This is a genomic window from Bacillus sp. X1(2014), from assembly GCF_007678255.1.
This window is the reverse complement of the sequence record NZ_VEED01000001.1, coordinates 488,051-501,761: the sequence shown is the minus strand read 5'-3', so window position 1 is coordinate 501,761 and position 13,711 is coordinate 488,051. Positions and strand designations below refer to the sequence as shown.

13 protein-coding genes and 1 other annotated feature are annotated in these 13,711 nt (G+C 36.7%); all 13 genes read left to right on the top strand.

The window, feature by feature from the left end; genetic code table 11:
* The first annotated feature begins 77 nt into the window (after nt 1–77).
* Nucleotides 78–380 (top strand): sporulation protein YqfC, encoded by a 303-nt coding sequence (yqfC, locus tag FS608_RS02680; RefSeq protein WP_144547724.1) that lies wholly within the window; start codon nt 78–80, stop codon nt 378–380.
* Nucleotides 377–1,570, top strand: a complete 1,194-nt coding sequence (yqfD, locus tag FS608_RS02675) for a sporulation protein YqfD (protein WP_144547723.1) — start codon at nt 377–379, stop codon at nt 1,568–1,570. The genes yqfC and yqfD overlap by 4 nt, the downstream gene beginning before the upstream one ends.
* Entirely contained in the window at nt 1,567–2,535 is a 969-nt protein-coding gene (locus FS608_RS02670) for a PhoH family protein (RefSeq protein ID WP_144547722.1), read from the top strand. Before yqfD ends, FS608_RS02670 begins: the two co-directional genes overlap by 4 nt.
* A 205-nt stretch (nt 2,536–2,740) precedes the next feature.
* A complete protein-coding gene (locus tag FS608_RS02665) occupies nt 2,741–4,912 on the top strand; it encodes an HD family phosphohydrolase (protein WP_144547721.1) in 2,172 nt (723 codons plus the stop codon).
* Nucleotides 4,909–5,379: an rRNA maturation RNase YbeY gene (gene ybeY / locus FS608_RS02660; protein WP_144547720.1), complete on the top strand. Its 471-nt coding sequence runs from the start codon at nt 4,909–4,911 to the stop codon at nt 5,377–5,379. Before FS608_RS02665 ends, ybeY begins: the two co-directional genes overlap by 4 nt.
* Nucleotides 5,363–5,743: a diacylglycerol kinase family protein gene (locus tag FS608_RS02655; RefSeq protein WP_144547719.1), complete on the top strand. Its 381-nt coding sequence runs from the start codon at nt 5,363–5,365 to the stop codon at nt 5,741–5,743. Before ybeY ends, FS608_RS02655 begins: the two co-directional genes overlap by 17 nt.
* A 265-nt stretch (nt 5,744–6,008) precedes the next feature.
* Complete coding sequence (era, locus tag FS608_RS02650; protein ID WP_144547718.1) at nt 6,009–6,932, top strand: GTPase Era; 924 nt, start codon at nt 6,009–6,011, stop codon at nt 6,930–6,932.
* Between the two features lie 159 nt (nt 6,933–7,091).
* The gene (locus FS608_RS02645) at nt 7,092–7,235 is read left to right on the top strand and encodes a YqzL family protein (protein WP_066257674.1); all 144 of its coding nucleotides are present in this window, start codon (nt 7,092–7,094) and stop codon (nt 7,233–7,235) included.
* A gap of 34 nt (nt 7,236–7,269) precedes the next feature.
* A complete protein-coding gene (gene recO, locus FS608_RS02640) occupies nt 7,270–8,022 on the top strand; it encodes a DNA repair protein RecO (RefSeq protein WP_144547717.1) in 753 nt (250 codons plus the stop codon).
* Nucleotides 8,023–8,072: 50 nt separating this feature from the next.
* Nucleotides 8,073–8,258 (top strand) — a binding site (T-box leader).
* Between the two features lie 68 nt (nt 8,259–8,326).
* Nucleotides 8,327–9,709 carry a glycine--tRNA ligase gene (locus FS608_RS02635; RefSeq protein ID WP_144547716.1) on the top strand — a complete coding sequence of 461 codons (1,383 nt, stop codon included), beginning with the start codon at nt 8,327–8,329 and terminating at the stop codon, nt 9,707–9,709.
* Nucleotides 9,710–9,826: 117 nt separating this feature from the next.
* Nucleotides 9,827–10,447 carry a transcriptional regulator CcpN gene (gene ccpN, locus FS608_RS02630; protein ID WP_144547715.1) on the top strand — a complete coding sequence of 207 codons (621 nt, stop codon included), beginning with the start codon at nt 9,827–9,829 and terminating at the stop codon, nt 10,445–10,447.
* Between the two features lie 33 nt (nt 10,448–10,480).
* The gene (locus tag FS608_RS02625; RefSeq protein WP_144547714.1) at nt 10,481–11,290 is read left to right on the top strand and encodes a pyruvate, water dikinase regulatory protein; all 810 of its coding nucleotides are present in this window, start codon (nt 10,481–10,483) and stop codon (nt 11,288–11,290) included.
* A 573-nt stretch (nt 11,291–11,863) separates the two neighbouring features.
* Nucleotides 11,864–13,672: a DNA primase gene (gene dnaG, locus FS608_RS02620; RefSeq protein WP_144547713.1), complete on the top strand. Its 1,809-nt coding sequence runs from the start codon at nt 11,864–11,866 to the stop codon at nt 13,670–13,672.
* Nucleotides 13,673–13,711: the final 39 nt, after the last annotated feature.

The following is a 13,711-nucleotide window of genomic DNA, read 5'->3' as shown; positions in this document are numbered from 1 at the left end:
ACTTAGTTAATACGAAAAAGGTGTGCTAGAACGTCCTTTCATTTCATAAATATGAGATGAAAGGGGGTTCTTTTTTTATGGCAAAAAACTGGGCCGGGCGGGTTCGTAACTGGATGGCTGAAAAAATGGATCTTCCTCAAGATGTCATGATGGATTTACCAAGGATAACCATGATTGGGCAAATTCATGTCTATATTGAGAATCATCGCGGGTTGTTGGTATTTACTGATAAAGAACTCCGCTTGCTGTTAAAGCAAGGGCAGTTATTAATAAAAGGTAAATCTTTTGTAATTAAAACAATCTTACCTGAAGAAATTTTGCTTGAAGGGAAAATTGATCAGGTCATTTATATAAATGAAAATCCGGGAGGAAAAAAATGAATAACCAGTGGATCGAATTTTTTAATGGCAGGGTTACTGTTAAAGTATCTGGCAAGGGCACTGAACGATTTATTAATGTCCTGACAAGAAATGATCTTCCAATCTGGAATATCAAAAGACATGGAACCGAGACAATTACGTTTAATATGAGGCTTAAAGATGCCAAGAATATCAGGAAATATGCTAGGAAAAGTGATTGCTCCATATCCTTCTTACGAAGGAACGGGGGCCCTTTTTTAATCCGGAGAATGCTGAAGAATAGTGGTTTTTTGGCAGGTGCAGGACTTTTCTTGTTGCTTTTAATGTTTTTATCCAATGTTATCTGGGGGATTGAAATAAAAGGAGCAAAACCAGCAACAGAGTATCAGATCCGTAAAGAATTGGACAAGATGGGCGTGAAAATTGGAAAGTTACAATTTTTTGTAGATAATGTGGAGGGTATCCAGAGGAAACTGACTAATAATATCGGGGACTTAACGTGGGTTGGTGTGGAGTTAAAAGGGACAACCTTTCACCTCCAAGTAGTTGAAAAGAATGAGCCAAAAAAACCGGAGCATTTATCACCTCGGAATCTAATTGCGAAAAAGAAAGCAATAATTGTTAATATGTATATTGAAAATGGTCAAAAAATGGTGGATATTCATGATCACGTTGACAAGGGACAACTCCTTGTCTCAGGTGTATTTGGACAAGAAGAAAAACCAGAATTGGTAGCTGCTAAAGGTGAAGTTTGGGGAGAAACATGGTATAAGAGTCACGTTGAACTCCCGTTAGAAACCAACTTTAAAGTTTATAACGGTAAAGAAATGGAAAAACATTTTATTTTACTTGGCAATTTTGAGCTCCCTGTTTGGGGGTTCGGTAAGCCAGAATTCAGTAATTATGTAACAGAGGAGAATGTTCATAAAATTCATTTCTTAAAGTGGGAATTGCCAGTTTCTTATCTCAATAAGACCCTTCGTCAGCGAGAAGAGGTCCAGCGTACCTATACTATTAAAGAGGCACAACAAATAGCCATTGAACTTGCAAAAAAACAAATAAAAGGGCGGCTAGATGAGGATGCTATCATAAAAGATGAAAAAATTTTACACAAAGCAAATAAAAATGGTAAAGTTATACTGGATATTCATTTTAAGGTAATAGAAAATATTGCGGTTGGACAACCGATTTCCAAGGAGACTAGTGAATGACAGAAAAGTTAACTACCATAAGTGTACAGCTTGAAAATCCTGCAGAGGCAATTAGTTTGCTAGGGAATTCTGATTCCAATTTAAAAATCATTGAACAGGAACTTGGAGTCACAGTTATTACTCGTGGTGAAGCTGTTAGTTTGTCAGGGGATGAAGAAAAGGTCTTACTGGCTGGACAGATTTTAAATAAATTAATGATTGTGATCCGTAAAGGGATAAACATTAGTCAAAGAGACGTCCTATATGCAGTGCAAATGGCGAATGCTGGGACATTAGAATATTTTGTGAATTTATATGAAGAAGAAATTGGCAAAAATGTAAAAGGAAAAACTATTCGAATTAAAACACTTGGTCAAAGACAATATGTGATGGCTATCAAAAAAAATGACCTTGTATTTGGGATTGGGCCTGCTGGAACAGGTAAAACCTATTTAGCTGTTGTCATGGCTGTCAACGCCCTTAAAAATGGACAGGTAAATAAAATAATCTTAACCAGACCAGCGGTAGAAGCGGGGGAAAGTCTTGGCTTTTTACCAGGGGACCTAAAGGAAAAAGTGGATCCATATTTACGGCCTTTGTATGATGCGCTTCATGATGTGTTAGGGGCAGAGCATACACAAAGATTAATGGAAAGAGGAACAATTGAGATTGCCCCACTTGCCTATATGAGAGGGCGTACATTGGATGATGCATTTGTCATCTTAGATGAAGCCCAAAATACAACACATGCACAAATGAAAATGTTTTTAACTCGACTTGGCTTTGGGTCCAAAATGGTTATCACTGGGGATCAAACCCAAATTGATTTACCAAAAGGGGCAAAATCTGGCTTAGTTGCAGCAGAAGCAATATTAAAAAATGTCAACGGAATCTCGTTTATCTTTTTAGAACAAACAGATGTCGTTCGTCATCCGCTCGTTGGCAGAATTATTGAAGCATACGAGAAGAAAACAGTCCAACAATAACAAGAGGGGTAGACCTATTTCAGGTTTACCTCTTTTTTTCTGAAATATGGACCTAAAACAAATCTTCTTCAAAGAAGGTGAAACTTGTACGAAAAACTGTTATCATTTTACATGAAGCAAAAACAGTGAAAATATGACAATTATTGAGAATTGATTTATGAACAAAATGAATCTTTTTTCAAGGGCAGTGGTTGGAGGGATATAGTTGGGTAAACTTCAGCAATACTTCATACGGATACGTAAGCTGCTGGATATAACTTTCTTTCTAGTACTATTCTTTATAATGTTAGGTACCGTATTATTTGCAGCGATGTATAGTAATGTAAAACCTGAGAAATTAGATTTAAGCCTATTTTCAGTTGCGGAAAAAACAATTCGTTCACCAGGAACAGTGGAGGATCGGAAAAGTACAGAAAATAAGCGTAAAGACGCACTAGATCAGGTGCAGGATGTCTATACATTAAAAAAAGAATACACACAAAATCGAGTGGATTTAATTAGCTCTATTTTTCAAGCCACGGTTGAAATGAATGATGAAATACAAGAAGAAATTAACAAGCATGCTGAGTTAGCAACGGAAGAAAAACCTGAACAACCTGAACCAAGTGATTCAGAAAAAATGGACCGATTAAAAGCAAAATTAACACCGAATGTCTCCAAAGGTCTGTCTGATCAAGTCTTTGCTGCTTTAGTCCAAGCAAGTCATGATGAATTATCGATTGCTAAGGATTTAACTGTAACAGCGATTAATAATGTCATGGCTCAGCGTATTTCAGCTGATGATGTTGAAAATGCCAAAAAAAGGGTTGAGGAAGAATTAAAATATACAACTTTAAATGATGATTTAAGAAGTGGTGTCATTGAATTGGGCAGGTATGCTATTATTCAAAATGAATTTTATGACCCAAATGCAACCGAAGAACTAAGGCAGCAAGCTGTAGAAAGTGTGGAACCAGCTAAAATCCTACAGGGGCAAATTATTGTTGAAGAAGGAGAATTAATTAACCAGGATATTTATCGACAATTAAAATTAGTCGGCCTCCTTGATAATGAACGATCGTTCAAACCTTTTATTGGCTTAATAGTTCTTATAACGATCATTCTATCAGCTCTCTATTTTTATTTTTCTCAAATAAAGTCTATACCAGGAAAAAGGCAAACGGACTTGTTATTATTTGGGATAATATTCATCCTTACGTTACTTATTATGAAAATCATCAGCATGCTGCAAATTTTTAATTATGCTGGAATCGGCTATTTATTTCCTGCTGCTCTAGGCGGGATGTTAATTAAAATATTAATTGATGAAAAGTTAGCCACGCTAATGTCGATTATCATGGCGGTTTGCGGAAGTATATTATTTAATGAAGGGGTTACAGGGACTTTAAACTTTTCAGAGGGGATCTATATCCTATTTAGTTCCTTAACGGGTATCCTATTTTTAAGTAAACTCAATCAACGGTCGAAAATTTTTCAGGCAGGCTCCTTTGCGGCACTTGTAAACCTGTTGACAATCTTAGCGTTAATGTATCTGCCGAATGGACAATTTACTGGAATTGAGTATGGATATTATCTTATTACAGCCCTTGTTTCAGGGATAGGTTCAGCAGTCCTAACGATTGGACTCCTTCCTTTTTTTGAGGCGAGTTTTGGGATTTTATCAACGATGAGGCTAATAGAACTTTCTAATCCCAACCATCCATTACTTAGAAAAATTTTAATGGAAGCACCAGGTACATATCATCATAGTGTGATGGTCGCTAATTTAGCGGAATCTGCCTGTGAAGCAATTGGAGCGAATGGGCTTTTAGCAAGAGTAGGAAGTTATTATCATGATATTGGAAAAACAAAGCGCCCTAATTTTTATATTGAAAACCAGATGCATCTTGAGAATCCACATGATCGTCTCCCGCCAGATAAAAGCGCGAATATTATTATTGCACATGTAACAGATGGATCTTCTATTTTGAAAAAATACAATATGCCCAAGGAAATTATTGATATTACGGAGCAGCATCATGGAACTACCTTGCTAAAATTCTTTTACCACAAAGCGGTCCAAGCTGATACGGAAGTTAAGGAAGAGGATTATCGGTATCCTGGACCTAAGGCACAAACAAAAGAGTCTGCAGTAGTTGGGATTGCTGATAGTGTCGAAGCAGCAGTTCGATCTTTATCCCAGCCTACGCCTGAATTAATTGAATCACTAGTTAAGAAAATTGTTGCAGATCGTCTTCAAGATGGACAATTAAACGAATGTGATATCACAATGAGAGAAATCGAAACGGTTTCTGAAGCGTTATGTGAAACTTTAAAAGGAATTTTTCACTCTAGAATTGAGTATCCAGAAATGATAAAGAAGGTGAAGCAAGCATGACATTACTAATTGATTGTATCGACGAAACGGAAACACTTACTGAAGAACAAATGCTTGAAATCGAAAGGGTAATTAACTTTGCCGCAAAAAAACAGGATGTGGAAGAGCACAGTGAGGTATCTGTCACATTTGTCTCAAATGAAAGAATTCAGGAAATTAATCGAGAATACCGCGATAAAGACAAACCAACCGATGTTATATCGTTTGCAATGGAAGAACTAGGGGAAGGTGAAATGGAACTAGTAGGATCTGATATGCCGCGGGTTTTGGGTGATATCATTATTTCTGTTCCTAAAGCTATTGAGCAGGCAGAAGAATATGGGCATCCTTTCTTACGTGAACTTGGTTTCTTAGCTGTACATGGATTCTTGCATCTCCTGGGTTATGATCACATGACTGAAGAAGAAGAAAAAGAAATGTTTACCTTGCAGAAGGACATTTTAGACGAATATGGACTCAAACGCTAAACCGGCACAGTTTGGAATTCTAAGGTCATTTTCATATGCATTCGCGGGAATTGCAACTGCCCTGAGGGCCGAGAGAAATATGCGCTTCCATTTTTTTAGTTCGATTGTTGTTTTACTTATTTCGTATTATTTTTCAATTACTAAAACTGAATGGTTATTTATCCTTGTGTTAATAGGAGGAATGTTTGCTCTCGAAATGGTGAACACTGCGATCGAACGAGTAGTAGATCTCGTTACAGATGAATATCATTTCTTGGCAAAACAGGCGAAAGATTTAGCGGCTGGTGCTGTCTTTGTATATGCCATTCTTTCTGTTGTCATTGGGATTGCGATCTTTTTACCTTATTTTTTAGAGTTATTTTAGACGATTAGAAATAGGGATTTGACTGCAATTTGAAATGGAATGATGAATTCGGTAAAATGACTTAACAGCGAAAAAGTAGACTTGCTGATTTATGAGAAAATTCTAATTTTTTAATTTTTTCCGGCTTTAAGTAATGATTTTCAATGGATTTTGAGGTAAAATAAAGGAACAGCAGACTTCTGCTGGAAGGGAAGAACACTAGTGAATATCGAATACCTAAATGAAGAAGCAAAAGTATGTGTATTTGTTGCATCGGAGGATCTCTATGCTAAATAATGAGTCCTCAAGCAAAGGTTATAAGTCAGGTTTTATTTCTATAATAGGCCGGCCCAATGTCGGGAAATCCACGTTTCTAAATCGCGTGATTGGCCAAAAAATTGCCATCATGAGTGATAAAGCGCAAACCACTCGAAACAAAATCCAAGGTGTGTTAACAGTAAATGATGCACAGATGATATTTATTGATACGCCAGGAATTCATAAACCAAAGCATAAATTAGGCGATTTTATGATGAAGGTAGCAGTAAATACGCTTAAAGAAGTAGATTTGATTTTGTTTATGGTGAATGCTGAAGAAGGGTTTGGCCGTGGTGAAGAATTTATCCTTGAAAAATTTCAAACCGTAAATACGCCAATCTTTCTTGTCATTAATAAAATTGATCAAGTTCATCCTGACAAATTATTACCAATTATTGAATCATATCAAGAAAAATATCCATTTAAAGAAATCGTACCAATCTCTGCGCTTGAAGGTAATAATGTGGAACGATTGCTCGAACAGATTAAGTCTTTCTTGCCAGAGGGACCACAATACTATCCAGCAGACCAAGTAACAGATCACCCGGAACGATTTATTATTACAGAGCTGATCAGGGAAAAAGCTCTTCACTTAACAAGAGAAGAAATTCCACACTCGCTCGCTGTTGTTCTCGACAAAATGGAACGACGAGAAGGTAAAGACATGATTGATGTCATGGCGACCGTAATTGTTGAACGTGATTCTCAAAAAGGAATCATTATCGGAAAGCAAGGAAGTATGTTAAAAGAAATTGGTAAACGTGCACGTGCTGATATTGAAAATCTTTTAGGATCTAAAGTGTATTTAGAGTTATGGGTAAAAGTTCAAAAAGACTGGCGTAATAAGATGTCCCAGCTGCGAGATTACGGTTTTAACGAAGATGAATACTAATAAATAAGCCCTAACTAAAATATTACCTTTTATTTTAAATTATGCATGGACACAATTAACAAATATTTCGTCTTATGATTTTTGCGCTGGCAGGCTATGATAAATGTAAGGTTTGGGACCGAATGAAAGCTAGTCTAAATATGAAAGGTGGGGTTTTCAATGATGGATTTTACGTGGAAAGTATTCCTCCAAACAGGTAATATTGACACATATCTTCTCATTAAGGAACTAGAGAAGGAAAACCAGGAAATACCCGGAAATCTGAATGATGAGCTAGCACAAATCGATTTTCCCGTTTCATAAGTTTGTCTTCGTGCTACTTTAGAAGGTGACAATAATGCTTCAGAAGTGTGAAGGCATCGTTATTAGAACAACTGATTATGGTGAAACAAATAAAATAGTGACTATATATACTAGGGAATGGGGAAAGGTTGGCGTAATGGCTCGTGGGGCAAAAAAGCCTAACAGCCGCCTTTCCTCCATTACACAACTGTTTACACATGGTTATTTTCTCATTACGAGAGGAACTGGTTTAGGTGGCTTGCAGCAAGGAGAAACTGCTACTTCATTAAGATCGATTGGTGAAGACATTTTTTTGACTGCATATGCTAGTTATATTGTCGAATTAACGGATAAATGTACGGATGAAAAGAAACCAAATCCTTTTCATTTTGAATTGCTTTTTCAAACATTAAATTACTTAAATGAAGGTTATGACCCAGATATCCTTGTGAATATTTATGAGATGAAAATGCTAAATGTTATGGGATTGAACCCAATCTTAAATCAATGTTCCGTTTGCGGCAGTACAGACGGACATTTTTCTTTTTCTATTCGTGAAGGTGGATTTATCTGTCATCGATGTTTAGATAAAGATCCGTACCATCTTAAATTATCAGCTGCCGCGGTTAAATTATTAAGGGTATTTTATTATTTTGATCTATCCAGGCTAGGAAATGTTTCTGTGAAAGAAGAAACGAAAGCAGAACTTAAGAAGGTGATTACTGCCTACTATGATGAGTATTCTGGTTTGCACTTAAAATCCAAAAAGTTTCTAAATTCCATGGATAAATTTCGCAATCTCTTATAATTGCCTTGTTGACAATGTTTGGAGTTTTCGCTATTATTTTCATTAATAAAATAATTGCAGTGACGGAGAAGAGTACTTAGTCATCCTCTATAAAAGCGAACCTAGGATAGTGTAAGCTAGGGTATAGGGAACTAACGAAGGCGTTCCTGAGCAATCTTTGTGTTTAGTAACACGATAAAAGAGGCTGCTTCTTTGCAGCAAATAGGGTGGAACCGCGGGTAACTCTCGTCCCTATGCTAGTCTAGCATAGGAACGGGAGTTTTTTTGTTTGTTTGAATAAAATTTACTTAAAGGAGCAATTTCTATGAATGTAACAATGGACCAAATCGTTTCACATGCAAAACACAGAGGATTTATTTTTCCTGGTTCTGAGATTTACGGGGGCCTTGCAAATACTTGGGATTACGGCCCGTTAGGCGTTGAATTTAAAAACAATATTAAGCAGGCCTGGTGGAAAAAATTCGTCCAAGAGTCCCCGTATAATGTCGGATTAGATGCAAGTATTTTAATGAACCCGCGTACGTGGGAAGCATCTGGCCATATTGGGAACTTCAATGATCCGATGATAGATTGTAAAAATTGTAAAGCACGTCATCGTGCCGATAAATTAATTGAAAATGCTCTTGATGAAAAAGGCATTGAAATGGTCGTCGATGGCTTACCATTTGCAAAAATGGAAGAGTTGGTGAAAGAACACAATATCGCTTGTCCAGATTGCGGCAGTCATGACTTTACTGGAATTCGCCAGTTCAACCTAATGTTTAAAACCTTCCAAGGAGTAACAGAATCTAGTACAAATGAAATTTTCCTTCGTCCTGAAACAGCCCAAGGTATCTTCGTTAATTTTAAAAATGTCCAGCGGACGATGAGAAAGAAAATGCCTTTTGGTATTGCTCAAATTGGTAAAAGTTTTAGAAATGAAATTACTCCAGGGAACTTCACGTTCCGAACAAGAGAGTTCGAACAAATGGAACTTGAATTTTTCTGTAAGCCTGGTGAGGAGTTGAAATGGTTTGATTATTGGAAGCAATTTGCAGAACAATGGTTATTGTCATTAGGCCTTTCAAAGGAAAATTTAAGACTTCGCGACCACTCAGAGGATGAATTGTCTCATTACAGTAATGCAACAACTGATTTTGAATTTAAATTTCCGTTTGGCTGGGGTGAACTTTGGGGGGTTGCTTCAAGAACAGACTATGATTTGAAGCAGCATATGGAATATTCTGGTGAGGACTTCCATTATCTCGATCCGGAAACAAATGAAAAGTATGTACCTTATTGTATTGAACCATCTTTAGGGGCAGACCGCGTTACGTTAGCGTTTTTAATTGATGCTTATGATGAAGAACAGCTTGAAGATGGTACATCTAGAACGGTTATGCATTTCCACCCTGCATTAGCTCCATTTAAAGCAGCGGTTCTTCCGTTATCGAAGAAATTGTCAGAAGAAGCACGTGAAGTTTTTGCCACTCTGGCTAAACATTTTTCAGTAGATTATGACGAATCAGGATCGATTGGAAAACGCTATCGCCGTCATGATGAAATTGGTACTCCGTTTTGTATTACCTATGACTTCGACTCTAAAGAGGATAATATGGTTACAGTTCGCGATCGTGATACAATGGAGCAAACGCGTATCTCGATACATGAACTAGTTAGCTTCTTGCAAGAAAAAATGATGTTTTAAGAAAAAACTCGCCGATTGGCGAGTTTTCTTAATAGATTCAATAGTATATAATATTCCTAATAAAGTAAGCTTTTTGAGATAACCGTTTCTAAATGGGAAACAAAGGTGGTGTGAACAATCGAACTGACCAAACGGCAAGAACATATTTTGCAAATTGTAAAAGAAAATGGGCCGATCACGGGAGAACATATTGCAGAACAATTGAACTTGACTAGGGCGACACTTAGACCGGATCTTGCCATTCTGACTATGGCTGGTTATTTAGATGCGAGGCCCCGTGTAGGGTATTTTTACACTGGTAAATCGGGGACACAACTTTTAACTGAAAATTTACAAAAAATATACGTGAAAGATTATCAGTCCATTCCTGTTGTAGTGAATGAAAATATCTCCGTGTATGATGCAATCTGTACAATGTTCCTCGAAGATGTAGGAACCTTGTTTGTAGTTGATCAAAACACGATCCTTGTTGGAGTTTTATCCAGAAAGGACTTGCTCCGAGCAAGTATAGGTAAGCAAGAACTGACTACTATACCTGTAAATATTATTATGACAAGAATGCCTAATATCACCATGTGTGAACGGGAAGATTTATTAATTGATATCGCTAAGAAATTAATTGAAAAACAAATCGATGCACTTCCAGTGGTTCGGGAAACAGAAAATGGATTTGAGGTTATCGGAAGAATAACCAAAACAAATATTACCAAAGCGTTCGTTGCGTTGGGTGATGAGTAACAAGATAACATGATGAGGGGTTGTTGAGGGAGAATGAGATCGTCAATTATTTATGTAGTATCCGATTCAGTGGGAGAAACCGCTGAATTAGTTACAAAAGCAGCAATAAGCCAATTCAATGGCTCCGGAATGACATTAAAGAGATTCCCTTATGTGGAGGATAAGGAACATATTGATGAGGTTCTTTCACTAGTTTTATTAGATAAAGCAATGGTGGCATTTACACTGGTAAAACCTGAAATGCGTACATATATTAAGAATCGAACTGAACAGGAAGGGATTATAGCTGTCGATTTGATTGGTCCAATTATGGATCAGATTCAACAGTTTAGTGGTAAAACACCATTATGTGAACCAGGACTTGTTCGAAAATTAGATGAAGATTATTTCAAAAAAGTGGAAGCAATCGAATTTGCCGTAAAATATGATGATGGCCGTGACCCAAGAGGAATATTAAAAGCAGATATTGTATTAATAGGGGTTTCAAGGACTTCAAAGACTCCACTTTCACAGTACTTAGCTCATAAACGATTAAAGGTAGCGAATGTCCCGCTTGTACCGGAAGTAGATCCTCCAGAAGAACTCTATAGAGTTCCAATCGAGAAATGTTTTGGTTTGAAAATAAGCCCTGAAAAGTTAAACAATATCAGACGGGAACGGTTAATTTCTTTGGGTTTAAATGATAAGGCAAGTTATGCCACGCTCGGCAGGATAAAAGCGGAGCTAATCTTTTTTGAAAAAGTAGTTCAGAAAATAAATTGCCCTGTTATTGATGTTACCAATAAAGCGGTAGAAGAGACGGCAAATGTTATCTTAAATTATTTTCATAAAGGGAGAGGCTAACACATAATCATTTGATTATGTGTTTTCTGCTGATAGAAAGTGGAATAATAACAAAAAAAATTATGGTAAAATGATAATAAATGTACTATAATAAAAAATTGTGATAAAAATATATCTTTTTAGGTTTAGACTTGCTTATGAACGAATAAACTATTTATTGTTAGATGTCAAGGGGACCCCCTAAAAAGAATTCGACATAACTCCTTTTACAAAAGTTATTTGTTAAAGAAGGAATATGCGGAGTAATGTAGAATTAATACTTATGTAAAAGGCAATCCGACTATTTATGCCGATGTAGATTCATGCCCGGTTAAAGCGGAGATTGTCGAAATAGTGTTGAAGTATAGCGCCCATGTTCTTTTTGTTGCTTTCTACGTTCAACATATCAAAGAAGAAAACTCTACATACAGACTGGAAATATGTTGATACGCACAGGCAAGAAAAAAGGGGAGTTTATGGAAAGGACTAAAACCTATTTAACATGAAAAATTTAAGACAAGATTAACGAAAATTTTGTCGAAATTTGCAGGAATTTAAAAGGTTCCTGCCGAATACCAAATGGAGTTGTTTTACATGGCAGAACGTATTGCCGAAGAAAAGATTAATCAAATTCGTCAGTCTGTTGATATTGTCGAAGTAATTAGCGATTATGTTCAACTGAAAAAACAGGGGCGAAATTACTTCGGATTATGTCCATTCCATGGAGAAAGCACCCCATCATTTTCTGTATCTATTGATAAACAAATTTTCCATTGCTTTGGCTGCGGCGCTGGTGGTAATGTTTTTTCATTTCTAATGGAGCTTGAAGGTATCTCCTTCCAAGAAGCAGCCATTAAACTAGCGGCAAAGGCTAATATTGACCTTGAAATCAACTTATCTGGCGGACATGGTGAGAAAAAGTTTTCAGAAGAGCACCAAGCATTCCTAGGTGCTCATGAGCTGTTACAGAAATTTTACCATCATTTGCTAGTAAATACAAAGGAAGGTCAACATGCTTTGGAATATTTGCTACAGAGGGGATTTACTCGAGAAGCAATAGATAAATTCCAAATTGGGTATTCTTTAAATTCATGGGATTATGTTTTTAAATTTCTTTCAAAAAGAGATTTTCCTCCTGAATGGATGGAGAAAGCCGGATTAATTATCAAACGTGAAAGAGATGGGACGTACTTCGATCGATTTAGAGATCGAATTATGTTTCCAATTTTTGACCGAAACGGCAATACGATTGCTTTTTCAGGAAGAACACTTGGGGCCGACGAGCCCAAATATTTAAATAGTCCTGAAACGCCAATCTTTAATAAAAGTAAGATTTTATACAATTACCATAATGCGAAGCCAAGCTTAAAAAAATCACAATTTGCTGTTTTATTTGAAGGATTTGCTGATGTCATTTCTGCAGATCGCGCTGGTGTGGAAAATGGTATAGCCACGATGGGGACTTCCTTGACAGATGAACATATAGCCCTCTTACGGCAAAATGTCCAATCCGTAACCATTTGCTACGATTCTGATAAACCCGGGATTGAGGCAGCATATCGTGCTGGAAACCACCTTAGCGATGGTGGATTCCAGGTAAAGGTTGCGATGATGCCAGATGGAATGGACCCAGATGAATATATTAAGAAGAATGGTCCCGAAAAATTCCGAAATGAAGTTATCGGTGCAAGTCTAACGTGGATGGCGTTCAAATTTCTTTACTTTCGCAGGGGGAAAAATCTGCAACATGAAGGAGATAGACTTGCATATATCGAAGTGATAATTAAGGAAATCAGCACTTTGAATAAAGCTGTTGAAAGGGATCATTATTTACGCCAATTGGCGGCTGAATTTTCACTCTCACTAGATGCATTAAAACAGCAGCAAAAGGAAATATTCTTTGCAGAAAAAAGAAAATCAACTGGAAATAAGCAACCTGTAAATAAGCCTATTTTAGTCCAAAAGCATGACAATAAACTTAAGCCAAAGCATTATACTGCAGAAAGACGGCTAATTGCTCACATGTTAAAGGATCGCGATGTAGCTTATAAAGTGCAGGATTTATTACAAGGTAATACGTTTAATATTGATGAACATCAGGCAATAATAACCTATCTGTTATCTTTTTATGAAGAACATTTCCAGTCTGATTCAAGTGCGTTTTTGTCCTATATTCAAGATGATAATCTCAGAAGAATGGTTGCAAACATTGAAATGATGCCCATTAACGATGAGTTAACCAATCATGAATTAAGTGATTATATCAAACAGGTGTTGAATTATCAAAAATTGTTAAAGATAAAAGAAAAAGAAGTGGAACAAAAAGAAGCAGAGCGACAAAGTGATTTTACTAAAGCTGCAGCAATTGCAATGGAAATCCTTCAATTGCGTAAATCTCTATAGATTCCATTTTTACTGTCTTTGATTCTGGAAGGAGTGGGA